Origin of the sequence: Okeanomitos corallinicola TIOX110, assembly GCF_038050375.1 — a bacterium.
In the GTDB taxonomy this organism is placed as follows: Bacteria; Cyanobacteriota; Cyanobacteriia; order Cyanobacteriales; family Nostocaceae; genus Okeanomitos; species Okeanomitos corallinicola.
The window spans coordinates 3,404,164-3,428,613 of record NZ_CP150886.1 but is presented as its reverse complement, the minus strand read 5'-3'; the positions used below and the strand labels follow the sequence as shown (position 1 = coordinate 3,428,613).

19 protein-coding genes and 1 pseudogene are annotated in these 24,450 nt (G+C 35.9%); 5 read left to right on the top strand and 15 right to left on the bottom strand.

Features of this window, described 5'->3' with window-relative positions:
* Positions 1-32: 32 nt before the first annotated feature.
* From ung to WJM97_RS14850, 7 genes and pseudogenes are all read right to left on the bottom strand, one after another.
* On the bottom strand, positions 33-713 hold the full coding sequence (gene ung, locus WJM97_RS14880) for a uracil-DNA glycosylase (protein ID WP_353933179.1): 681 nt from the start codon (positions 711-713) through the stop codon (positions 33-35).
* Positions 714-837: 124 nt separating this feature from the next.
* Positions 838-1,212, bottom strand: a complete 375-nt coding sequence (locus WJM97_RS14875) for a phosphomannose isomerase type II C-terminal cupin domain (RefSeq protein WP_353929574.1) — start codon at positions 1,210-1,212, stop codon at positions 838-840.
* A 50-nt stretch (positions 1,213-1,262) separates the two neighbouring features.
* Entirely contained in the window at positions 1,263-2,474 is a 1,212-nt protein-coding gene (locus WJM97_RS14870; protein ID WP_353929573.1) for an EAL domain-containing response regulator, read from the bottom strand.
* Positions 2,475-2,482: 8 nt separating this feature from the next.
* A complete protein-coding gene (locus tag WJM97_RS14865) occupies positions 2,483-6,418 on the bottom strand; it encodes a PAS domain S-box protein (RefSeq protein WP_353929572.1) in 3,936 nt (1,311 codons plus the stop codon).
* 240 nt (positions 6,419-6,658) lie between these two features.
* Positions 6,659-8,485, bottom strand: a pseudogene (locus WJM97_RS14860) (family 10 glycosylhydrolase); the annotation flags it as partial.
* A 271-nt stretch (positions 8,486-8,756) separates the two neighbouring features.
* On the bottom strand, positions 8,757-10,079 hold the full coding sequence (locus WJM97_RS14855; protein ID WP_353929571.1) for a TIGR03279 family radical SAM protein: 1,323 nt from the start codon (positions 10,077-10,079) through the stop codon (positions 8,757-8,759).
* Positions 10,080-10,200: 121 nt separating this feature from the next.
* Positions 10,201-11,109 carry an undecaprenyl-diphosphate phosphatase gene (locus WJM97_RS14850; protein WP_353929570.1) on the bottom strand — a complete coding sequence of 303 codons (909 nt, stop codon included), beginning with the start codon at positions 11,107-11,109 and terminating at the stop codon, positions 10,201-10,203.
* Between the two features lie 198 nt (positions 11,110-11,307).
* On the opposite strand from WJM97_RS14850, the gene WJM97_RS14845 reads away from it, so the two are divergent.
* The 4 genes from WJM97_RS14845 to WJM97_RS14830 all read left to right on the top strand — a co-directional run bounded on the left by WJM97_RS14845 (position 11,308) and on the right by WJM97_RS14830 (position 15,995).
* Positions 11,308-12,087, top strand: coding sequence for a DUF3120 domain-containing protein (locus WJM97_RS14845; RefSeq protein ID WP_353929569.1), 780 nt, complete (start codon positions 11,308-11,310; stop codon positions 12,085-12,087).
* A gap of 347 nt (positions 12,088-12,434) precedes the next feature.
* Positions 12,435-12,863, top strand: a complete 429-nt coding sequence (psbU, locus tag WJM97_RS14840) for a photosystem II complex extrinsic protein PsbU (RefSeq protein WP_353929568.1) — start codon at positions 12,435-12,437, stop codon at positions 12,861-12,863.
* Positions 12,864-13,012: 149 nt separating this feature from the next.
* Complete coding sequence (nadB, locus tag WJM97_RS14835) at positions 13,013-14,680, top strand: L-aspartate oxidase (RefSeq protein ID WP_353933178.1); 1,668 nt, start codon at positions 13,013-13,015, stop codon at positions 14,678-14,680.
* A gap of 529 nt (positions 14,681-15,209) precedes the next feature.
* Positions 15,210-15,995 carry a CsgG/HfaB family protein gene (locus WJM97_RS14830; protein ID WP_353929567.1) on the top strand — a complete coding sequence of 262 codons (786 nt, stop codon included), beginning with the start codon at positions 15,210-15,212 and terminating at the stop codon, positions 15,993-15,995.
* Between the two features lie 74 nt (positions 15,996-16,069).
* Here the strand turns inward: WJM97_RS14830 and WJM97_RS14825 are convergent, their stop codons facing one another.
* The 3 genes from WJM97_RS14825 to WJM97_RS14815 form a co-directional block, all read right to left on the bottom strand.
* Positions 16,070-18,760 carry a peptidase domain-containing ABC transporter gene (locus tag WJM97_RS14825; RefSeq protein WP_353929566.1) on the bottom strand — a complete coding sequence of 897 codons (2,691 nt, stop codon included), beginning with the start codon at positions 18,758-18,760 and terminating at the stop codon, positions 16,070-16,072.
* Positions 18,709-19,467, bottom strand: coding sequence for a peptidylprolyl isomerase (locus WJM97_RS14820; RefSeq protein WP_353929565.1), 759 nt, complete (start codon positions 19,465-19,467; stop codon positions 18,709-18,711). The genes WJM97_RS14825 and WJM97_RS14820 overlap by 52 nt, the downstream gene beginning before the upstream one ends.
* Before the next feature lie 278 nt (positions 19,468-19,745).
* A complete protein-coding gene (locus WJM97_RS14815) occupies positions 19,746-20,504 on the bottom strand; it encodes a TIGR00297 family protein (RefSeq protein ID WP_353929564.1) in 759 nt (252 codons plus the stop codon).
* A gap of 249 nt (positions 20,505-20,753) precedes the next feature.
* On the opposite strand from WJM97_RS14815, the gene WJM97_RS14810 reads away from it, so the two are divergent.
* Positions 20,754-21,374, top strand: coding sequence for a Uma2 family endonuclease (locus tag WJM97_RS14810; protein ID WP_353929563.1), 621 nt, complete (start codon positions 20,754-20,756; stop codon positions 21,372-21,374).
* Positions 21,375-21,393: 19 nt separating this feature from the next.
* Here WJM97_RS14810 and WJM97_RS14805 read toward each other — a convergent pair whose 3' ends face one another.
* The 5 genes from WJM97_RS14805 to WJM97_RS14785 all read right to left on the bottom strand — a co-directional run bounded on the left by WJM97_RS14805 (position 21,394) and on the right by WJM97_RS14785 (position 24,426).
* Positions 21,394-21,606: a hypothetical protein gene (locus tag WJM97_RS14805; protein ID WP_353929562.1), complete on the bottom strand. Its 213-nt coding sequence runs from the start codon at positions 21,604-21,606 to the stop codon at positions 21,394-21,396.
* A gap of 41 nt (positions 21,607-21,647) precedes the next feature.
* Positions 21,648-22,448, bottom strand: a complete 801-nt coding sequence (locus tag WJM97_RS14800; protein WP_353929561.1) for an Rpn family recombination-promoting nuclease/putative transposase — start codon at positions 22,446-22,448, stop codon at positions 21,648-21,650.
* Positions 22,449-22,460: 12 nt separating this feature from the next.
* Positions 22,461-22,688, bottom strand: a complete 228-nt coding sequence (locus WJM97_RS14795) for a hypothetical protein (RefSeq protein WP_353929560.1) — start codon at positions 22,686-22,688, stop codon at positions 22,461-22,463.
* A 325-nt stretch (positions 22,689-23,013) separates the two neighbouring features.
* Positions 23,014-23,148: a KTSC domain-containing protein gene (locus WJM97_RS14790; RefSeq protein WP_353933177.1), complete on the bottom strand. Its 135-nt coding sequence runs from the start codon at positions 23,146-23,148 to the stop codon at positions 23,014-23,016.
* Positions 23,149-23,328: 180 nt separating this feature from the next.
* On the bottom strand, positions 23,329-24,426 hold the full coding sequence (locus WJM97_RS14785) for a helix-turn-helix domain-containing protein (RefSeq protein WP_353929559.1): 1,098 nt from the start codon (positions 24,424-24,426) through the stop codon (positions 23,329-23,331).
* Positions 24,427-24,450 lie beyond the last annotated feature (24 nt).

Here is a 24,450-nt window from a genome sequence, read left to right as displayed (position 1 = left end):
GGAGAGGGGGAGGTTAATAACCAAGTTACCAGTCACCAGTCACCCAATTCCCAATCAATTTCCGGTTTACCCCAACCCTTTAAAGCAGAATTAATCGCCGAAAAAGGCTTACTACCAAAAAAACCATGACGCGCAGAAAGGGGTGAAGGATGAGACGATTGGATTACTAAATGTCTAGTTGTATCAATCAACTTTAGTTTCTTTTGTGCATAACCACCCCATAATACAAATATTACTGGATCAGGTTTTTGATTGACCTGATTAATTACCGCATCTGTGAAAATTTCCCAACCTTGATTTTTATGAGAATTTGCTGTACCTGCTCTGACAGTTAACACTGCATTTAACATTAAAACACCTTGTTTAGCCCAGTTGACTAAATAACCATGACTGGGAATATCAAAACCTGTATCCGTTCTTAATTCCTTAAAAATATTCATTAATGATGGTGGTGATTTGATCCCTGGTTTCACAGAAAAGCATAATCCATGTGCCTGGTTTTCTCCGTGGTAAGGATCTTGTCCTAATAACAAAACATTTACCTGTTCATAAGCTGTTAATTCAAAAGCAGAAAAAACATCTTTTTCAGGGGGATAAATACAATAAGATTGTCTTTCTTCAATTAAGAATTCTTGAAGTTTACTAAAATAAGGTTTTTCTAATTCCTCAGCTAGTACAGCTTGCCAAGAAATAGGTAATTGAATAGTTTGAATAGTTTGAATAGTTTGAATATTTTCCTTAGTCAATTATCCCCACTCCTAATCTAAATAATTGATAATCAAAAACTACTAATGCCACACTTTGTTACTTCTCAAAGAGTGCTTCTACATCCTTTTATTATTCACAAGGACGCTCTATATCATCTTCTCCTAAATACTCACCATTTTGAATTTCCAGAATTATCAAAGGAATAGAACCAGGATTTTCTACCTTGTGTAAACTAGCTGCTGGTACATAGGTTGATTGATTACGATTTAAAAATATTTCCTCATCATTACAAGTAACCTTTGCTACCCCAGAAACTACAACCCAATGTTCATGACGATGATAATGTATTTGTGCTTTGATTCCATGTCTGGGCTTAATTTCTAAACGGCTAATTCTATAATTTTCACCTTCTTCTATCACTTCCACATTACCCCAGTAACGTTCTCCTGAATGGGAGGAAGATAGACTGATATCGTTATTAAAATCTTGTTTTTGCTGAGTCATAACTATTTTTTACATTGTATTTACTATTGTTTAGAGGTTTCTATTATCATCTACACTGAAAAATTTTGCTGGGACAATAAAAAATCTTCAAGTTCTAAATTTGACAATCCCATGCTAAATATATGGCCTTGAATAGCATCACATTTATTGTCCCGAAGGAATGATAGTTCTGCCTGTGTTTCTACGCCTTCAGCAATTATATGAAGTTTTAATTCTTGAGCCATTTTAATCATGGTCTTAGTAATAATTGCTTTAGTACAATCCTGATCAACATCTTGCACAAAAGCACGGTCAATTTTAATGGTGTTAGCAGGGAGAAGTCGTAAATAGTTAAGAGAAGACTGTCCTGTTCCAAAATCATCAATAGCAATTTTAAATCCCAGTGAACGTAATTTATTCATCATGTTGATCGCAAACGTTACATCTTTCATAATCATACTTTCAGTGATTTCAATTTCTAAATAATGGGGATCTAAGTTATTAATTTCTAGTAAATTAACAACTTTAGAAATTAAGTCTTCTTGATTAAATTCTGCTGCTGAAAAATTAACAGAAATTGTTAAAGGCTTAATTCCCATATCATGCCAGCTTCTGATTTGTTGACAGACATTTTTGAATACCCAGTTGTCAATGTTGAGAATTAAACCGATTGATTCAGCTAGAGGAATAAATTCACTAGGAGAAACTTGACCTAATTCGTCATTATACCAACGTAATAGACTTTCAGCACCAATGATTTGACCAGTATTTATATTAATAATTGGTTGATAGTGAATCTTAAAACCTTGAAAATCATGAGTGATTATATCTTGATGCAATTGTTTATTTAATATCTGCATTCTTGGTGATAATTTATGACTTTCACTTTGATTGGATAAATGCTTTTTAAAGGTTGCATATTTTTCTAACTTATTGACGATAGCACTTAATAATTCAGAGCGAGTAAAAGGTTTAGTTAAATAATCATCTGCTCCCATATCCATACCTTGACGGACATCAGATTTTGCAGATTTTGCAGTCAAGAAAATAAAAGGAATTGTGGCAGTTAATGGTTGTTGGCGTAATGCTTTTAATACTCCATAACCATCAAGTTCGGGCATCATCATATCGCATAAAATTAAGTCGGGTATTTCGGCGATCGCCAGACTTAAACCAACTTTTCCATTGTCAGCAGCTACAGTTTCAAATTCTTCGGCTGTTAATAAATCTAAAAGATTTTCCCGTACAGACTCTTCATCTTCTATTACTAAAATTTTTGGCATAACTAACCTCATAATTCATTTTTTTTTAATGGTATTTTAACGGTAAATTTTGTACCTAGTCCGAGATTACTTGTTACATAAATTTCTCCTTGATAAATATCTACACATTTTTTAACAATTGCCAGACCTAATCCAGTACCTAAGATATTACCAACATTTCTAGCACGATAAAAAGATTCAAATAAATGTGGTAAATCTTCTTCAGGAATACCGATTCCTTGATCTTCAATTTCAAATATTGCTTGTTTATCATGACAAACTAACGTAAATTTGACTAGAGTATTATCCGCAGAATATTTAATGGCATTAGAAAGTAAGTTAGTAAAAATATGTCCTAACAATTTATCATCCATATAACAGCAGATAGACTTATCTTCACTACTAAAAGATATGAAGTGCTGATTTTTCACATTTAACTTCACTTCTTCTACTAATTGATGGCAATATTGCACCAAATCTAATGATATGGGTCTATATTCAAGTTTTCCTGCTTCTGCTTTACCACTAACTAAAATATCATCTAGCATTTCGGTCATTCTGTGAACAGCAGTTTCAATTCTGTGTAAATGGGTTAATTGTTTATCTTCGCTCCATTTATAACGATAGTGTTCTAACAACTCCGCCGATGAAAGAATGGTACTTAAAGGTGTACGAAACTCGTGGGAAGTCATGGAGATAAAGCGGGATTTTAACTCGTTGAGTTCTTTCTCTTTCTCCAATGCGATGATTAGCTCTTGTTCTAACTGTTTACGATTTGTAATATCTGCCCAGTAACCAACCAGTTCTAAAGGGTTGCCAAACTCATCCCAGACGACTTTTCCCTGATCATATACCCAGCGATATCTACCATCTTGGTGTAAAAAGCGATATTCCAAGCTATACTCATTTTTTTCTAAAACTTGCGATAGCTCTCTCATTACGGATGGTGCATCATCAGGATGAATATGACTGTGCCAAAATTCAGAATATGTTAAAAATTCCTGGGCTTCATAACCTACCATAGATTCAATATTATTACTGATAAAAATAGCGCCAAAATCGTCCTTGGTTTTTCTGGTATAAATAACTGCTGGACTAGCAGTTAATAAATATTGCAATCTTTGTTGACTAATTAATAATTCTATTTCTGTTTGTTTATGTTCTGTAATATCAGTTTGAATGCCAATGTAGTGTGTAAGAGAACCATAGACATCATATACTGGTGAAATATTTAATTCATGCCACAACAAGTTACTATGTTGACTATAATTATGCAGGATAACCGTACAGTCTTTTCCAGTTTCCATTGCGGTTTTTAATCTCAGCAAAGCTTGCTGATTAATTTCAATATCTTGAAATAAAGGAAAATCTTGACCCAGAGCTTCAGCCGCTGTGTAACCTGTGATATTTTCAAAGCCAGAATTGACATATATAATTGGGTTTCCTGGTGTGGTGACATCAGCAATAACGACTCCATTCCTAGTTGCTGCCATTGCTCTATCTCTGAGTCTTAGTCCTTCTTCAATTATTTTCCGCTGCGTTATATCTGTATAAATACTTACGAATGAAACTATATTTCCCCTGCTATCTGTAATAGCATCTGTACGCAAATCAATCTGTACATCTTCTCCGTTCCGAGTCTTCATAGCCACTTCACCACGCCAAGATTGACCTTTTTGAACCGTATTAAATATGATTTTAAATAACTGTTTGTTGCGAAAATTTGCTTCCATTCCACCACAGTTATTTAATTGACTTTCTGTATAATCAAATATTTCTATAAAGGCAGGATTAACATAAATAGCTTGACCTGTAATATCTGTAATACTAATAGCATCACTGGTACTTTCTATAGCTTTTTGTAGCCTGAGTAAAGATTTTTCTACTGATTTACGTTCTGTAATATCTCTGGCGATACCCCGATATCCCCAAAATTCACCTTCTGAATTCAATCTGGGTACACCGCTAGTTTCTAAAACTACTAAATGACCATCTTTGTGCAGATTAATCTTTTCTAGATATTTAAAGGGTTTTCTATCTGTAAAAATCGCTTTTAATATCTTATTGAACCGTTCTGCTTCTGCTGGTGGCATCAGATCAAAAGCGGTTTTTCCTAGTAGTTCTTGTTGTTGATAACCTAAAATTTCTTTAATGTTAGGGCTAACGTAGGTATAAGTTCCATTTACATCTATCTCCCAGATGCAATCACTACTGGTTTCTACTAAGTTACGAAAACGTTCTTCACTCTCTCTGAGTGCAGATTCTGTTTGTTTACGTTTAATGCCAATTGCTATTTCGTTGGCAACTATTCCCAAGGCGGTAAAAGCTTCTGCTGTCATTGTTTTTTGGGAAAACATAGCTATGACTCCAATTATTTCCCCTTCTACAATTAATGGATAGCCAGCAAAGGATTTCATTCCTTCTCTTTTTGCCCATTCTTTATTATTAATATAAGGATCGTTTTCTAAAGAGTTGGTACAGTGAGGTTGACCTTGGGCGGCAATTAAGCCTATTTTTAACCTACCAACTGCTATATGACTATGACAACCATTGATGTGGATATAAATACCAGAGCTAACTTGAAGTTCTAGAATTTGTGTTTCTGGGTTTAGTGTCCAGAGTCGAGCAAAGGAAACCTCTAGATGTTCAACTAAAATATCGGTACAGCCACGCATCATGGCGATTAAGTTTTCTGACTGGGTGAGAATAGCATCAATTTTTGTGCGTAGGTCTGCTAATTTTACTTTTTCTGCCAGTGCTAATTCTACTTGTTTATAATCAGTAATATCTGTGAATGTACCAAGGTAAGTAATAACTTTTTCCTCTGTCATCAATTCTGCAACAGCTTGACCTAATACCCAAGTCGCTGTACCGTCAACACATAACAACCGATATTCTGAGCGAAAAGGACGATTTTCCAGGACAGATGCTAAAAATTCCTGAATAATGCCCTCTCGGTCTTCGGGATACACTGCTTCTAACCAACCTAAACCCATTGCAGATGAGGGTGTTAATCCTGTAATTTCGTGCCAGCGATTATTGACGTAGAGATAGTTACCTTGAGAATCACAACGAAAGATACCGACTGGGGAAAGTTGAGTAATTTGCTGATATTTCTGGTCACTTTTTTCTAAAGCTGTTTGCGATCGCACTCTTTCTGTAATATCTTCCATTGTTCCCAACATACCTATGACTTGTCCTTGGGTATTTAGCAGGGGGACTTTGTTAGTTTCTAACCACATCTGACTACCATCAGCTTGTATTTGATGAGTAATCCGATTACATTCTGGCTGATTATTTTGCATTACCGCATCATCATAAGCACGATAAAATTCTGCGATTTCTGGATTGGCAATTAAATCATCATCAGTTTTACCAACTATGTCTGCTGAATTTTCATAACCTACCATTTGGGCAAATTTACGATTACAACTCAGAAAGCGAGAATTGATATCTTTCCAAAAAATATAATGGGGAACAGTATCCATGATTAATTGCAACATCTGTTGAGATTGCCGCAGTTGATTTTCTTTGACCTGACAATCAGTTATTGTTTGTGCTAATGGTGCGATCGCCAAACAAAGACTCTCCGGGGTGATTGTTCCTTGCAGTTTTCCTTGTTCATCAACTACAGCAAATAACTTGAACTGAGATTCATGCAATAAAGATGTAACTTTGACTAAAAAATTCTCTGCCTGAAGTTGTATTTGCATCACAGGAGTCCGCATTACTTCAGTTGTGGTGGTGTTGTTTAAATTCCTGGCAGAAGCAACCAAATCTACTATATCTTGTTGTGTTAAGTATCCTAATAGCTGGGAGTCTGATGTGATTAATATACCTTTGGCATACTTAGCCATCATGGCGATCGCATCTAACACAGGTGTTTCAGGTGCAATTGTAAGTGGTGAATCATCAATAATTGACTCTAAATTTTTTATGCTGAAATAGTCTGATGAAGCTTGCATATTAAGTTCAAGATATCTCCCAAATATCAATTACAGCAGATTGCATATCAATACAAAAGAAGGGAACAGGGAACAGATAAGAAATTTTAGTGCTGAGTTTAAAGATCATTTAAAAAAACAGTGTCATTATTTCAATTTCATGTTTTTAAACATGAGTTTTTCCTGTTCCCTCTGAAAATCAAGGGGCTTGATAACCAACTGCTGATAGCTGTTAGCTGCTGTATCTAAAACTTGAGTTTTTTAACCTTTTACTTTTAATACTTTCCTTTCACCATAACGTAATAATCTTTCTATAGTTGAAATCTTATTTTCCCAAACTCTAATTCGATAGGGATCTTCCTCAGCTACTGAACTCATTAAGGTTTTAAACTTAACCTGAAAACGCGCCAGTTCTCCTCTTGCACTGATAAAATGACTCGCAGAAGGTAAAGCTGCCAATTTATTCAGGGCATTTTGTACCTTTTGAGATTCATTCTTCAAGTCAGCATTTGCTATGACAGACTTGAGAAATTGTTGATCATTTGCTTGTAAAAACTGCCATTCCTGTCGTAAAGCCGCAAAGCGAAAAGCCGCAGTTCTAAATGGCTGACGCTGGGGAATAGGTTCAACATAAGAACGTTGCACCTTTCCTTGAGTGCTACTCAATAACTGATCTAACTCATCATTAAAATTATCAACAGCAAACAAAGCATAACCACTCACAGGTAAATCTCTGAGTAGTTGCAATTGATCAAAAGCACCCAAAGTAGGTAAAGATAATAAACGAATCCCTGGAACTAATAAAGTAGAACCTAATTTACGAGAATTAATCCAAGGTTGGGCTAATTTTTGAAAGCGGGGAGTATCCAACGCATAGGTCATTGGCACAATTAAATCTATATCCCCCCTTCTAGCCCAAACTTCCCAATGCTGTTGGATTTTTTGGACTCGTTCATATTCTCCCAACGGAAACACCGCCACGGACAAAATTAAACTCGATTTTTTGGCTCGCAACATTTGGGCAACTTCAGCCACAAAACTATTAACTTGTTCCGTCCGAAAAGCCGTCCATTTATGCCACAACTGTCGCTGACGAGGATTAATATTAACTGGATCTATTCCAGTTTGTTGTTTAAATTTCTCCCTTGCTGCTTGACCATAACCATAGGTTCTACCGACAAAGGGATCTTGAAAAGGATAACGAATATAGTCTAGTTGTATACCATCAACTTGATAACGAGTGACTATTTCTGTGTACAAATTTAATAAATATTCCCTGACTTCAGAATTAGCGGGATCTAAAAAAGGCTTAGTTTGACCAATGGGAATCATCCGCCCCTTTTGATCATAATTTGCCCAATCAGGATTAGCTGCTAATACAGGCCCAGGATAATTAGCATCAGCACCAATAATTTGATTATGACGAGTATTACCAGCAGCAAAAACCCACACCCAAGCGTGTAATTCCATGCCTCTAGCATGAGCTAATTTCACCGCTGATGCTAGGGGATCCCAATCTTTAATTAAAGGGTTTTGTGCCGGCGCAACTTTGCTAGGATAAATAGTATAACTAGCGTTCACAGTTTCAAAAAATACTGTATTAATTCCTGCCTGTGCCAAACGATCAAAAACTTTTTTTAAACCCTCTTCATTTTTGGCACTAACAATTGTTCCTCTATCTAACCAAACTGAGCGAGTTTCTGGTTGAGCTATTCTCTGATTAATAGGAAACTGTTTCCATAACTCTAATTTTGTTCTGAACCACTGCTGACGGACTAAGGCATAATTTTTTTTAGCAATTAAAACGGGGATATTCTTTACAACTTCCCTAGCTTGAGCTAGAGTTTCTTCTAAACTAGAATCTGTGCTTGAATGAGATGATTTCACATTTCTACTACTGCTAGTCTGGCTGTTTTTTCCCCTACTAACTAAAGCTGCTAAATGAGAGCTTTCAACTCTACCAATCAAGTTTATTAATTCTTGTTGTAAAGCAATTGCATCTTTACTACTAATAGGTAAATTAGAATTTGGGACAACATCTAATTTGAATTTTGTTTGTAATAAATCAATATCTTCTTGAAAATTCTGCGCTGTAATTTCAGGGATGCTGTTTGTTAAAGGATTTACAGTATTTTCCTGAAGACTAACCTGACTTTTTGTGATGTTCAGTTTTCCTGTTTTTGTGGCTGCATTAGTGGGAAAAATTACCAACCCATTGAAAATCAATAAATTCAAATGTAAACACAATAAGCTCAACATTTTTGATGTAAGTTGAGTTGGTAATTTAATGTTGTTAATCATTGATGTTTAGTAATGTACGACTGACAACTAACTTTCAGGTTTTAGAAGTGCTAAACCTTTACTGACAACAAGTATTCATCAAATCTTCAACGTCCGCAACCGGCAATATTACGGTATTTAGTTGTTTAGATACATCTGCAACGCTCATATCATCTAAGAATATTAATTCCCCATGTTTAAGCATTACTTGAGGTAATAAAATTCCCGCTCCTAAATCTTGTCCTTTTAAGTGAAATAATAAATCATGTCCAGTTAATAATCCTGTCACACTAATATTTTGTCCCCAATAATCACTATATAAAGCTCTTATATTTACTTCTAATCCCTCTACTTTATTTAACTGTTCTACCAAGGGTTGAAATGCTGTTTCTACTGCGTTACCTACCACCCAAGTTAATTTTTTGGGAGTGGCTATTTTCGCTGGCAATAATTCCTGGGCTGCATGGGTAAACTGTTTAATAAATAGACGAATTGAACCTACACCATTGGCGATTTGCGGATATTCTTCATATTCGGCTTCACTCGGTAATTCTTCCCCGGCTATTAAAAACCATTCATCGGCTAACCAAGCCACACTAGAATCAAATTTTTGCTTAAATTCTTGACAGAGTAATTTTACTTGATTAATTACTTCTTTGGCTTTTTCTCTGGTTACAGGAATCAGTTCATCTTCTTGGGGACGAAATCTTGTTAAACCAACAGGAACAACTGCTATTGATGCAACTGCGGGGATGTCTCCTGTGTGAAAAGATGTTAAGTCTCTGAGGGTTTTTTCTAGATGTTCACCATCATTAATACCAGGACAAACAACGACTTGGGCATGAATCTGTAAACGTCTGGCTTGAAACCATTTTATCTGTTCTAATATCTGCCCTGCACGTTGATTTTTTAAGAGTCTAATTCTGATTTCTGGTTCTGTAGCATGAACGGAAACATAAAGGGGTGATAGTCGCATTTGTTCGATGCGTTGCCATTCTTTTTCGGGTAAGTTAGTTAAGGTTAAATAAGAACCATATAAAAAACTCAAACGATAATCATCATCTTTGAAATATAAACTCGATCTTTTCCCTGGTGGTTGTTGATCTATAAAGCAAAAGGGACAATGATTATTACATTGAATTAAACCATCAAATAAGGCAGTTTCAAATTCTAAACCCAAGTCGTCATCATAGTCTTTTTCGATTTCAATATGATGGGTTTTACCACGAGTATCTAATACTTCTAGTTCTAAAATTTCATCTGCACATAAAAATTGATAGTCTATTAAATCTCTTGGTTTTGTGCCGTTAATAGCGACAATTGCATCACCAGCTTCAAAGCCAATTTCTTCAGCAATTGATGCGGGGATAACTTTAGTAATTTTAGCAGGGTTAATAATCATAGTTGGTAGTTGATAGTTGATAGGTGATAGTGGGTAGTTGATAGTTAGATAAATTTCTTCACCCCGTCACCCACTCTCCCCTTCTCCCCCTCTTTTTCTGACTCCTTGAACTCCTCAAAAATTATTCTTGCCAACCGTTGGCGATCGCTAATAAAATAGCTATACCAAAAGCTAGTCTGTACCAAACAAATACAAAGGTATTTTTGGTCTGTAAATAGCGAATTAAAAATGCGATTGATAGGTAAGAAAAAATAAAGGTGGAAACAATCCCAATTACTAATAGTAAAACTATATTATCTGGTAATTGTCCTGCTTGAAACAGCTTAAAAATCTTCAGACTTTTATAGAGAGTAGCTACAGTTAAGGTGGGAAACCCTAACAAAAATGAAAACTTGGCGGCTGTATCTCTTTCTAAACCTAAAAATAAGGCTGTGGTTAAGGTTGAACCAGAACGGGAAGCTCCAGGAATTAAAGCTAGAGTTTGTCCTAATCCTACTAATATACCATCCTTAATCTGCAAGGCATCGAAACCACGTTTACGAGTGCCAATTTTCTCTGCTAATCCCAATAAAATCGCCATGACGACTGACATTATAGCAATAATTAAGGGAGCATCAGGTAGAACATCTTTCAATAAAAAACCAAAAATTAAGGCTGGCATTGTACCCACGGCAATACCTACCATAATTTTCCATTCTTCGCTTTCCCAGTCTTTGGTTTTGAAGGCTTTGATTGCACCTTTGACAATACTGGAAATTAAAGCCCAAAAATACCAGAGTATGGCGATGACACTACCGAATTGAATCGCATCTACAAAATCTTTTGCACCTAGTTCTTTCCAACCTAATACTTTGGTGACAATTAACAGATGTGCTGTACTACTGATGGGCAAAAATTCTGTAATCCCTTGGACAATACCTAATATAAATGCTTGCAGCCATTCCGGGGTCAGTTTGTCTGTGTTTTCTGCCACGGTTAGTAGTTGAGATGATAGTAAATTTATACTATTTACTTCTAATATTATCGCCATTAACCATACTCCCAAAATGGATTCGTAATTCTAGCAAATTATCTAACTTAATCCGCTGTTTAGATATGTTTTTCTGGACAACACCTCAGATCCTCATCTCCTAATTCCAAAAATGATGTATAATCAATATGCCCCTGGGGGGGATTTAATGGTGTGATATTGTAGATAAGTAAAGTTTAGTAACAAATATTAAAAACTTTGATTAATAATACGTTGACATCCTACACTACTGCTACATCTTCTATTGAAACTGATTTAGATACTATTGCTAATCAGCCAATAGGTATTAATGAGTTAGAATCTAGTCTTTCGTTATCGCCTTCTTTACCAACTACCAAAATTGCTAAACAAAGTTGGTTAGTGTTTGCAGCGGCGGTGTTTTTGGTATCTGTGCCGGTTTTTATAGAAGCGCCATTGGTGCGATCGCTACCTACAATAAGTGTAGTGATTACAGGGTTTTGGATTTGGCTGAGTTTAAGATTAATGTCACGCCCTCAAACCTATCTGTGGGGGGATTTACTGTTAGGCTTTAGCTGGAGTTGGCTAACAGGGGCGATTTATTGGGGTTGGTTACGTTGGGAACCGCTGTTTCACTTACCGATAGAAGCTATTGGCCTACCCTTTGCAATTTGGTGTCTGTCTAGAAACTGGGGTAAAGTCGGTAACTGGTTTTATCTAGGTTCTTTGTTTGGTACTGCTTTAACGGATTTATATTTTTACCTAGTAGACTTAATGCCATACTGGCGGCAGATTATGAGAAGCGATGCCGATGGAGCTTCACAAATCTTAAAAAATGCCTTATTTCAAGTACAAACACCTTGGGGTGAAAGCTGGGCGATGGTGTTGGCTTTAGCATTATTAACGGTGGGATTAGCTACTTTAGGTAAACAAGAACGTCATTGGTACGCCTTCAGTGGCGCAGTTTTGAGTACAATTTTAGTAGATAGTCTGTTTTTAGTAGCGGCGATTCTTGCTTAAAATTCCTATCTACGAATAGGCAAAAATTAGTAATAAATGTTTACAAATTAAAGTTTAAAAAAAATCCCTAACATGGTAATGGCAGATTATTACCCAAGTATCAACTTCTAGTACAGCTAAGTTGGAAAGTTCACTAAGTTGTATATTAGTTTGTGATGACTGCTGTGTGTTGATTCAGCTATCAGCTATTAACCAGAGTATCAAGTCAGAAGCAACCAGTAATACATGAAACCTTGAGATATTCAGTGGTATGAAATGATTACTTTATACTTCTTAGTTATACCGATAGCTGACAGCCTGTAGTTGAAAAATTTTATTTCTGTATTGATGGAAAGAGGTAGAAAATCGTGAAAGGATTAGTACGTTTATTAACTGTTTTTAGTTTGTTAATTGGCTGTTGGGGATGGTTAGGAACAAGCCAAACTGCCCAAGCTGCGAGTTTTAGTAGCTTGAATTGGCAGCAAGTTCCTGTAATGGCTGTTGCACGTCAAAATAAAGCAGATGCGAAACTAGGAACAGAATTCGGTAAAAAGATTGATTTGAATAATACCAATATTGCTGCTTTTAGAGAGTATCCAGGGATGTATCCTAACTTAGCTAGTAAAATTATCCAAAATGCTCCCTACAAAGAGGTAGAAGATGTATTCAATATCCCTGGTTTGAGCGAGCGCCAGAAAAAGACTTTAGAAGCCAATAGAGATAACTTAACTGTGACAGAACAATCATCCGAATTTAACGAAGGAGATGATCGTTATAACAACGGTATCTATAGATAACCCATTTTGTTAATTGGGCATGGGGCATAGGGCATGGGGCATAGGTAAAAAAGTTCTTAATTTTGACTTTTGAATTTTGAATTGACACCTCCCCATCTCCCCATTACCCATCTCCCACTCTCCCCATCACCCCCTGACTTTTGAACTCCTTGAACTTATTAGATATTCCTAACCAATTTGATGTTGTAGTAGTCGGTGCTGGTGCGGCTGGACTATACACAGCACTGTGTCTACCAGAATCTTTGCACGTAGGCTTAATTACTAAAGAAACTGTTACTTTATCAGCTAGTGACTGGGCGCAAGGGGGTATTGCTGCTGCTGTCGCTCCCGAAGATTCACCTAAACTACATATTGAAGATACTTTAAAAGCTGGGGCTGGTTTGTGTGATGTGCAAGCCGTAGAATTTTTAGCCCAACAAGCCCCTAATTGTATTCAATCTCTAGTTAACTTGGGTGTAGCTTTTGATCGTCATGGTAATTCCCTGGCGTTAACTTTAGAAGCTGCCCATTCCCGCCATCGGGTTCTCCATGCAGCTGATACCACTGGTAGAGAGGTAACTACAACTCTCACAGCCCAAGTATTACGTCGTCAAAATATCCAAGTAATCCAGCAAGCTTTAGCATTATCTCTATGGATAGAACCTCAAACAGGTAAATGTGAAGGAATTAGCCTGTTTTATCAAGGTCAAGTGACATGGATAAAAGCTGGTGCGGTGGTACTAGCAACTGGTGGCGGTGGTCAAGTATTTGCCCAAACTACTAACCCGGCAGTGAGTACGGGGGATGGAGTAGCTATTGCTTGGCGGGCTGGAGCGATTTTACGTGATTTAGAATTTGTGCAATTTCACCCGACAGCTTTAGTTAAACCAGGGCGATTTTTAATTAGTGAAGCGGTGAGGGGTGAAGGAGCGCATTTAGTTGATGACAAAGGGCGCCGTTTTGCGTTTGACTATGACCCAGCGGGTGAACTTGCACCGCGAGATGTGGTGAGTAGAGCAATTTTTAGTCATTTACAAAATACTGCCGAGGATTTGGCTACCGCCCATGTCTGGTTAGATATGCGTCCTATTCCTGCTGATAAAATTCGTCAACGTTTTCCTAATATTATTCAAGTCTGTCAACATTGGGGTGTTGATGTTTTTCATCAACCTGTACCTGTAGCTCCTGCGGCTCATTATTGGATGGGTGGTGTGCTGGCAGATTTACAAAATCGGACGAATATTCCTGGTTTGTATGCGGTGGGAGAAACTGCTAGTACGGGAGTGCATGGAGCGAACCGTTTAGCGAGTAATTCTCTGTTGGAATGTATTGTATTTGGAGCGCAAACTGCTGATTTACAAGAGCAGGTTTTGCATACATCGCAAACAGAATTACCATTTTCATCTGAGTCTGTTGCCTGTGTTTTATCAGATGATGAATGGCAACATCAACGGGTATATCTGGAAGATTTGCGGGAAAATGTACCCCGTGTAGTTTGGCAAAGTGCGGGTATTTGTAGAGAAAAATCTAGTTTAGAGGAAGCGATCGCCAATATAACATCTTGGCAACAGGATTTTGCAAATTTACCTTTAAGTCAATTTTTGCAAAGTTTACGTCCTGGAGAGGTTGCTAGTTTCAATTTAGCTGATATTGATAAACTATTACGTCTTTGGGCAGAAACACAAAATTTATTAGATGTAGCTTATTTAATTCTCAAAAGTGCAGCTTTTAGAACTGAAAGCAGAGGTGGACATTATCGCTCAGATTATCCCCAATCTGCTCCCGATTGGCAAGTACACACCATGATTCAAAATCATCATTGGTGGAAATCTACTTAACGTGTACCACTACCATGCTTACTATCTGGTGCGCTGTAGTTTAGCGGTGTGTAACCTTCTGGAGTTTAGACTTAAACTTAATTTTCTACACAGGTAATGACAGATTTTTGCAATCAAAAACTATAAAATTTTTAGAAAAATCATAAGTTTTAATTTAAGTTTTTAAGTACCTGGGCAAAATTAATTGCACATTTGGGAAAACAATAGAAATCTCTGTATCTCTTGTCTGTCACCTGTCACCTGTCACCTTCCCTAAATATGAAATTTATTTTGCACGACTACTTATTAGGTAATTTTTCACTTAGTCAATATTAACAATAATTAACATATAGCAACTTTTGGTTTTTAGCGGTTATCATCTAGCTTTTAAATGCTTTCCAGTCAAGACTTGTAGGTTTAGTTGTGTACCTCACTGCACCCAAATCTGTTATCAGTTGTTTTTTCATGCCAATTTAACTTTTTTTGGTATAAAATAAGTCGTTGAACTTGAATACAAACCAATTGCTTTCTGTTGACAATCACCATACTTATGAAAACTTTGTCTTTTTATCAGCGCTTAACTAATCACACCGCAATAGCGTTAGCAACAGTAACTCTGAGTTTATCTCTCGGTAGCATTAGTGCATTTGCACAAGAAAAACTCACCATTTCCGTACCAGACTTTAAAAATGAGACTACCTGGTGGTGGTGGCAGAATGGTACATCTAAGCAGTTAGCGGATGCTTTAAGTAACGAATTAACATCAACAGGTAAATTTACCGTTGTTGAGCGACAGAAATTAGGAGAGGTAATTTCCGAACAAGAACTTGCTGAATTAGGTTTAGTTCGCAAAGAAACCGCAGCGAAAAAAGGAGAACTCACAGGTGCGAAATATATTATTTTAGGTAAGGTGACATCCTATGAAGATGGTGTTGAGGAAGAATCTAGTGGTGCAAGCATTGGTGGTTTGCGTTTAGGCCCTTTAAGTTTTGGTGGTGGTAATCGTCAAAACAAGCAAAAAGCCTATGTAGCTATTGACTTACGTGTTGTAGATTCTACTACCGCTGAAGTAGTATATGCACGCACAATTGAAGGACGCGCTACTAGTGAATCAGAAAGTAGTGCTGGTTCTGTAGGTCTTTTCGGTGTTTATGTTGGTGGTGATAAACAAACCAGTAATAAAGCACCTGTAGCGAAAGCACTGAGAGCGGGTTTAATAGAAATTACCAATTATCTCAGTTGTGTAATGGTAGAAAAAGGTAGCTGTGTAGCTGAGTATGAACAGAAAGAACAGCGTCGTCGTGAAAATACTCAAAAAGTTTTAGAACTGGAATAAATAGGTTTTAGCCAACAAATTGTGACTGAATAAATAGCAAATTAACAGGACGTTCCGATGGAACGTCTTTTGTTTTAAATATTCATCTGTTGTCGTTGATAAAGTGACCAGTATAAACCCTTTTGTTGTAATAACTCTGCGTGTGTACCCCTTTCTGCAACGATACCTTTTTCCATCACCAAAATTAAATCTGCACGTTTTAAAGGTGCAAAACGATGAGCAATTAAAAACACGGTGCGGTTAGCAGAAACTGTCTGCAAATTTTTTAATACTTGCTGTTCTGTTTCACTATCTAAAGCACTGGTAGCTTCATCTAAAATCAAAATTGGTGCGGTGGAAAGAAACAGTCTTGCTAAAGCTATCCGTTGTCTTTGTCCACCAGATAAAGCTGTACCTCTTTCACCAACATTGTTTTCGTAACCTAATGGTAATTGACTAATAAAATCGTGTGCTACTGCTAATCTTGCAGCTTCTACAACTTGTTCAGCAGTGATATCAGGATTTCCTAAACTGATGTTTTCCAAAATTGAACCATTAAATAAAAAGTCTTCTTGGAGAACTACAGAAATTTGCTGTCTTAAAGATGCTAAATCACAACTTTTGAGGTCAAAACCATCAATTAAAATTCTGCCTGATTCAATTTGATAAAGTCTTTGCAACAATTTAGAAAGGGTGCTTTTTCCAGAACCACTGCGTCCCACAATTCCTACAAATTGCCCTGGTTGAACATCAAAGGAAATTCCTTTTAGTACAGGTTCAGTGTTAGGACTATAACGAAAGAAAACCTGTTCAAAATTAACTTCACCTTTGAGGGGTGGTAATACTAAACCTGTTCCTGCTTCTGCTTCTGGTGCAGCATTGAGAATATCACCAATTCTATCAACTGAAAGGAGGACTTGTTGCAGATTTTGCCATAACTGTACTAACCTTAGTAATGGCCCAGTAACTCGCCCTGACAACATTTGAAAGGCGATTAATTGCCCAACTGTAATTTGATTATCTATTACCAATCTTGCACCAAACCAAAGGATTAATAAAGTAGAAAAATTAGTGAGAAAATCACCAATGTTACTACTAATATTTGATGTTGTCGAGGCTTTAAAACCAGTTCTAATAAACCGAGCAAATAAACCTTCCCAGCGTTCTCTAGCAACAGGTTCAGCAGCATGAGCTTTAACAGAATGAATCCCTGTAATAGTCTCTACTAAAAATGATTGACTGTCAGCACTGCGGTTAAAGGTTTGGTTTAACCAATTTCTTAAAATCGGAGTAGCAACAATTGTTAAAATCGCAAATAATGGGAGAACAGCTAAAGCTACAAAGGTTAAAGGAATGTTGTAATAAAACATCAATCCCAGGTAGACAATAGCAAAGATACTATCAAGAATTACTGTTAAAGCTGTACCTGTTAAAAATTGACGAATTTGTTCTAATTCTTGAACTCTAGCGACTGTATCTCCAACTCTGCGAGATTCAAAATAAGCTAGGGGTAAACGCATTAAATGACGGAAAAGTTGAGCGGATAAACTCAAATCTAAACGTCGTGCAGTGTGGGTAAAAATGAAAAGTCTGAGGATACCCAGAAGAGATTCAAAAACAGCAACTAATAATAAAGCTATGGCCATGACATCAAGAGTTGCTAAACTCTCTTGCACCATAACTTTATCAATGATAACTTGGGTAATTAATGGTGAAGTTAAACCCAGCAATTGTAAAGTGAAAGAAGCGAGTAATACCTCACTTAATAATTTACGGTATTTCCAAACTGCGGGAGTGAACCAAGAAAGATTAAATTTCTCCTGTTTAGAAATTAATTCACATTGCCATAGTTGACCATCCCAACAGGATTCTACTACGGATTGGGTTAAATATTCACATTCAGTATTGAGAGGATTGGCAATAATTAAACAATTACCTTTCATCCCATAGCTAACAACCCAATTATTAATTCCTTCAGAATTCCATTGTAATAAAGCTGGAAAAGATAACTGTCTTAATTCTTGCCAACTTACCTGTAATTTACGCAGGGATAAACCTAATTTTTCTGCGGTTTCTATGACATTTTTGGGTCTTTGTCCCCGTAGTTGACGTTGTACCCATTCCAGTTGGACACCATTGTTTAAATATTGCGCCATCATTGTTAAACAAGCAGCAGCAGTATTTGCACTAATGATAAAAGGATAGTCAGAAATTACAGGTTTAGGAGGAGATGGTGAAAGTGAAGAAGATGTAGTTTGTAAGGAAAAATTTTCTTCCTCTGGTTCTATATTTTCTCTCTCACTTATTACCTGTTTTCTGTCACCTTTATCATGCCAAAATTCATCAATTTGAGGATTTTGAAAATTATTCCAAAGTGATGAATTCCAATACACAACTACAACTTCTTTACTCGCAGCTACTGCTTTACAATTAGTAAATAAAGGTTGTAAGTTTCCAAACCAGTCTCCATCCTCTAACGTAGCGATAGGTTGACTATTTTGATTTCGTAACCGGACTTTACCAGTAATAATAAAAAACTGATATTCTCCCGTTTCTTGTGTCCAAATTTTTTCCCCAAGTTGATATTTACAAACTTCTAATTGGTTTTTTAATTCTGATTGTTCTTCAGTATTCAACCAGGATAATGGCGGTTGTTCCCAAGGTAAAGCATCTAACACATTTATTGGTAAATTTTGATAATTTGATTGATGATTCAATTGACAATTTGGAATAGTTAATTTACTTGTAATTTTACTGTCAGGTTTTGAATTTTCTCCCCTATCCATTTTTCAAATAGTTCTGTTTGTAGTGATTGTTTGAGTTGATTGTTTTCTAAAGATGCTGGTATGATACCTTCTAATCTAAATAAACTAAAACGTCCTTCTAGTTCTATTGGTCCTATCAATTGTCCAGGGTTGACAGCATCTATGGGCGCTCGTAAAATATCAGGTAAACTACCCCGACTAATAGGACCCATCATACCGTTAAAGGTTTTTTCATCAGCTAAGGAATATTCTTTTGCTAACTGTTCAAAACTACTTCCTTCTTCAATTTGAGTGTGTAATTCTTCAGCTAATTCACGGTTATCAACCATGATTCGAGAAAGTATCACTCTATCTAAATAAATTTTTCTTTCAATGAAATATTCTGGTAGTTTTGGTTCGGTAATTACCGCTTTGAGTTTTTCTAATTTGAAACTAAAGGTAACAGATTCGTAAAATGTTGCATAGTCACTCCCGTTATTTTGTAACCATGCTTGGAACTTTTCAGCATCTGTGAGTTGATTTTTTAACCGAAAATCAATTATTGATTGTTCAATCAGTGCTGTACTGACATCTATATCATTTCTAGTTGCTATTTCTTGTTCTAAAATGTATTGACGCAAAACATCGCTAATAAACTGATTGAGTTTACCGGATACTTGTAAATACTTAACTACTTGAGAAAGTTCTATTTGTTCGTCGTTAATTGTCAAAAATGATGAAGATTCCATAAAATAAGTATGAGGAAAACACTAAATTTATATACAGCTTTTCTATTAGATAATAGATAAAACAGTAGAAAAATAAGGTTCATGATGATAAAGATTTAGTGAATTAGTTTCCTGGAAAATAAATAATTCTCAAATTAGTATCAATTCTGTATATTTATGGTGTTAAAATTGAACATTTTTTCAGTAGCTTAAAGAACAATGAATATAAAAAAAAGCAGCAATTTTACTGTAAAAATACTGCTCTAAAATTTTTAAAAAGTTTAATGTTTGGTAAGGTTTTAAACAAATATTACTTGCCAAGTTAGTGCCAAGATAATTGCTACAACTGCACCAATTAGTGTATTGAAGATATTAACAACTTCGTTAGTCAACCAAGTATATTTAGATTGTAATGTTGCACCAATGACACTTTCTAAATTTGTGGCGATAAATGCCGCAATTATACAAAAAATGATGCCTAAGACATCAATTAAATTCACACTCCAACCAATGAGGGCGATCGCCACAGATCCGACAATACCTGCTAAAGTACCTTCTAAACTCACCGCACCTTCTGTACCTCTAGCGACAGGTTGCAGCGTCGTAATTAAAAAAGTGCTTTTTCCATAAGCTTTACCCACTTCACTAGCGGTTGTATCTGATAATTTGGTACTAAAACTGGCTACATAGCCCAAACAAAGCAAAAACTTCAAATCAGGCACAACCAGCACTCCCACCGCACATAAAGCCGCAATTAACGCCGAACCCCAGACATTTTCAGGACCCCTTGCACCGGATCTTTTTTCTGCAATTCCCGCCGCTTCTTTTTGTGCCATCCCAATACGGGTAACACCTGAACCGACAATAAAATAAAATCCTACTACCAAATAACCAGGCCAACCCAATATTCCCCAAATAATTACACCCAATAACCAAGCATGAAAAATTCCCGCAGGAGTGAGTAATTTTTTAGGAATTATGGCGACTATCGCTAATAAAATGGTGTTTAAACCAGCACCTATGATCCAAGGGTTGATGTCATTAAACAGAGATAGCATGATTAAAGAATGATAGTATTTTCAGTTTTTTATGATACTCGAATTTCCGAAATTTCCGACTGGAGTTTTAGCACTGCTAAACCTCTACAGAAATCAACATTACCCATTTTACGTATATTTTCAACATCAAACCAAAAGATTAATCAAAAAATTAATCAACAATAATCTCTGAGTTATTATTATTTGTCAAATTACTTAAATTACAGTAAATTAGAGATAATATTTAATTATCATTAATTCTTTAAAACCATGACTCAAGCATTAGCCAAACTTGTTACCTTTGAAGAATTTGTCAACTGGCTACCTGAAAATTCTGGAGTACGTTATGAATTACATAATGGAGAAATCATAGAAATGGCACAACCCGTAGGAGAACATGAAGAAATTAAAGGGTTTACAACAATTAAACTTAGTGCATTAATTGATAGATTAGAACTTGCTTATGTTATCCCCAATCAAGTCATAGTTAAACCTGAAGGTAAAGATTCTGGTTATTTTCCAGATGTGTTAGTGTTAAACCGGGCAAATTTAAAAAATGAACCATTATGGAAAAAACAATCAACTATTAGTTTAGGTGCATCAATTCCTTTAGTAATTGAAATTGTCTCAACTAACTGGCGCGATGATTATTATTTAAAATATGCTGATTATGAAGAAATGGGAATTGCTGAATATTGGATTATAGATTATGCAGCCTTGGGAGGACGTAATTTTTTAGGAAATCCTAAACAACCAACAATTTGTATTTGTAATTTAGTTGATGGAGAATATCAGATTAGTAAGTTTAGAGAAAATGATCGTGTAATTTCTCAAACTTTCCCAGACTTAAAATTAACTGCAAATCAGATTTTTCAAGTTGGAATAGTTTAGATTTGCAGTTAATATAAGGTTATTCTGATTCTTTTTTACTTTGCTGTTTTATTGCTTGTTGCACTACTTCAATGTTTAATTCTAGTGCTTCCGCCATTTGTTCTACAGTCAATCCCATTTTCAAAAGACGAGGTATAGTTTTTAATTTTGTTGCTAGTTCTGTTTCTTGCTCAACTTCTTCCTTAACTTCTTGATAAAATCGAGTTTGTCGCCATTCTGTTAATCCAAACATTGCTTCTAACTCCTGACGGGTATAGGTGGAAAACTTGTAATTTAAGATTCTTTTCTACCTTGTGTTTTTATGAATTGTTGCACTTTTTCGATATCTAATTGAAGTACACGAGCAATTTGTTCTACAGTTATTCCCTCTGCCAACATTAGTGGAATCGTTTCTAACTTAGTTTGTAGCTTAGTTTCTTCCTGAACTTCTTCCTTTACTTCTTGATAAAATCGAGTTTGTCGCCATTCTGTTAATCCAAACATTGCTTCTAACTCCTGACGGGTATAGGTGGAAAACTTGTAAATTAGCATCCTTTCTACTAATTCTAAAAGATAACGACTCTTGTCCGCATCTGCTTGTTGTACTAAACTAATTAAACTTCTCGCTGTTTCTACTGCTTCATCTTCTGGGGAAACTACTAATTTAATAATTCCTAAACCAATGGAAGATGATGTGTCTGTTAATTCATCTAAATAAATTACATGAATTTGTCCATTTTGCAGTGAAGTTTGATAAGCAAAAGGAATACCAGGATCAAGACTACGTTTAGCCCACAATACTACAGCTTGCCATTTTTTATTAGGTTTGTACTGGTTTAAATAAAGAAATACTTCAGTAATTAATCGCCAGTATAAATCATCATCATTTTGAAATTGAACTTCGACAAAATAAATGGGATCTTCTGGGTATTCGATTTTGGGTAGAAATACACCATCTATGCGACGTGCTAGTTCTTTTATTTCAACTGATGAAAATTCATAGTGTGTAGCTAGTTGGGGTGGTTTTTCCAGTAGTTCAAATAAGACGCTGGGGAGGTTTTGCAGGAGGGTGTAAAATATGGTGTCTGTCTTCATTTTTGGTGAGAATTATAGATACTTTTTCACCAACCTTTCATTTAATAAAGCTTTCACCTCTTCCTCTGTAGGTGGTGGTGTGTCTGTTTTGGCAATACCAATTAAACTTGCAGCTAAACCTTTTGATTTTATGGCTGAATGTTTTTTTGGTAGAAGAGAGCGAGTTAAGATATTTATTAATTTTAAACGTTCTTCAACAGATAATTTTAGTGCTTGATTTTGAATTTCATGTAAGGTCATAATAATCATCTCTAAATATATAGCACTATTTGATCTTAATATATTACCAAGGCGTTATAGCCAAAAACTTCAAAAACTTTTTTCATAATTAAAAATTATCAACTCTTTCAATAACAAAGACTCCTGAAGGAGTCCTCGCCAAAAAACAAATTTTTGGTATTCAGAACGTCTTTACCGGAATTCCTCGACCTTTAAGGTAACGGGATGTCATGTTTAAACCATGTCTGCTACATCCTATGTATTTATTATAGGTAATAAAGTGAGTTTTTTGTGAAAATGCGATCGCTTGACAATTTACCAAGTCCTCATAAAAATGGCGATATCACTAACACTGATATCTATCTCTTATATGGTTATGGTAATACGTTCCCTTAGAATCAGCTAATAACAAACCTTCATATATATCTTTTGGAACATTACAGAAGTCGTATGTTCCTCTTTTAGTGAATTGAATTTTCATACGCCTAGTTGTTTCATCATATCCAACAGCACTGATGGCTCTTGATCTTACTGGCTGCATATTCATTTTGTTATCTCCATCGGGATGAATAAAAACTATTCTTTAGTATACACATATTTTCTCTATCAGATACCAAATATGGATCAGAATTTACGCAGATCAATTAAACATGATGTATCACTAACGAGAATTTGCATCTGATAACTGTGGTCCCTTCAAACCAATTTCGACATTTTCTACCCTTGTACGTAACAGTTCTGAAGCCTTAATTAATGAAATCAAATCTTCAGCTAAAGCGCGATAACACAACCTCTCAAAACGTCTCGGTTGTTCATACTCTCCTCTTTTATTTTCAGGTTCTAATTCCTCTGGTTCTTGAGTACGCCAATTTCTCGCCACAGATTGAAACATATAGGTAAGAACAGAAGATTCAATAATACCAATGTCCCGTAAACGTACAAGTAAAGCTGCACCACTCACTCGATACATTCTTTTCAGGTAAATCAATTCTTGATAACCTAAAGAATGGCGATGTTTACCTACTTCCTTTTCCAAATGAAAACGAGGCATTAAAAAAGCTCCCGCAAATCTAGTTGCTGCTTTTTCTTCATCTTTTGCAGATAAATATTGAGGATCAATCAACCGATGACATAATTCATGAGCAAGCGTTAGTCTTCTGCGCTCCAAGGAACATTTTTTGTTAACAACAATCACAGGTAAATCACATAAACCTGCTGGTCTTTTTACCAGACAAGTAAAACCAGAAACCGCATTTGGTAAATCAACAATCAGAACTTTTAAGCCTTTCTCTTCTAAAAGTTCCGTCATATTAGGAATCGGGTCAAAACCTAGTTTCCAATGATTGCGTAAACTATTAGCTAAATCTTCTGATTCCTCAATAGAATGAATTACTTTTAGTTGCTCAAAAGGTTGTTTCCAATTATTACCTTCCAGTTCCAAAATCTGCTCAATTTGCAAGTATCTTTCTACCCATTCAATCACTTCCGTTTCCACACGGGCGCGATCTTTTGCAGTGGTACTTGCTTTGGTACGAAAATCAACAGCAGTTAGTTCAATTCCTTGACTATCCATTAAGTAAGCCAATGTTACCCCCAATGCTTTGCTTAAAGCAATCAAAACATCAGAACTAGGAGTCATTTCACCGCGTTCATATTTACCTATAGCTTGTGCGGAAACTTTGCCACCCATAGCTTCGGCTAAACCACGCAGTGAGTAACCCGCTTTTTTTCGAGCTAGTTTAATACGAGTGCCAATCATGACAGTGGTCAGTTTACAAATTTA

Bases quoted from the DNA above. Each gene is read 5' to 3' on its own strand.
- WJM97_RS14875 (WP_353929574.1), bottom strand. From the start codon at position 1,212: ATGACTCAGCAAAAACAAGATTTTAATAACGATATCAGTCTATCTTCC.
- WJM97_RS14870 (WP_353929573.1), bottom strand. From the start codon at position 2,474: ATGCCAAAAATTTTAGTAATAGAAGATGAAGAGTCTGTACGGGAAAAT.
- WJM97_RS14865 (WP_353929572.1), bottom strand. From the start codon at position 6,418: ATGCAAGCTTCATCAGACTATTTCAGCATAAAAAATTTAGAGTCAATT.
- WJM97_RS14855 (WP_353929571.1), bottom strand. From the start codon at position 10,079: ATGATTATTAACCCTGCTAAAATTACTAAAGTTATCCCCGCATCAATT.
- WJM97_RS14850 (WP_353929570.1), bottom strand. From the start codon at position 11,109: ATGGCGATAATATTAGAAGTAAATAGTATAAATTTACTATCATCTCAA.
- WJM97_RS14830 (WP_353929567.1), top strand. From the start codon at position 15,210: ATGAAAACTTTGTCTTTTTATCAGCGCTTAACTAATCACACCGCAATA.
- WJM97_RS14825 (WP_353929566.1), bottom strand. From the start codon at position 18,760: ATGGATAGGGGAGAAAATTCAAAACCTGACAGTAAAATTACAAGTAAA.
- WJM97_RS14820 (WP_353929565.1), bottom strand. From the start codon at position 19,467: ATGGAATCTTCATCATTTTTGACAATTAACGACGAACAAATAGAACTT.
- WJM97_RS14815 (WP_353929564.1), bottom strand. From the start codon at position 20,504: ATGCTATCTCTGTTTAATGACATCAACCCTTGGATCATAGGTGCTGGT.
- WJM97_RS14810 (WP_353929563.1), top strand. From the start codon at position 20,754: ATGACTCAAGCATTAGCCAAACTTGTTACCTTTGAAGAATTTGTCAAC.
- WJM97_RS14805 (WP_353929562.1), bottom strand. From the start codon at position 21,606: ATGTTTGGATTAACAGAATGGCGACAAACTCGATTTTATCAAGAAGTT.
- WJM97_RS14800 (WP_353929561.1), bottom strand. From the start codon at position 22,448: ATGAAGACAGACACCATATTTTACACCCTCCTGCAAAACCTCCCCAGC.
- WJM97_RS14795 (WP_353929560.1), bottom strand. From the start codon at position 22,688: ATGACCTTACATGAAATTCAAAATCAAGCACTAAAATTATCTGTTGAA.
- WJM97_RS14790 (WP_353933177.1), bottom strand. From the start codon at position 23,148: ATGAAAATTCAATTCACTAAAAGAGGAACATACGACTTCTGTAATGTT.
- WJM97_RS14785 (WP_353929559.1), bottom strand. From the start codon at position 24,426: ATGATTGGCACTCGTATTAAACTAGCTCGAAAAAAAGCGGGTTACTCA.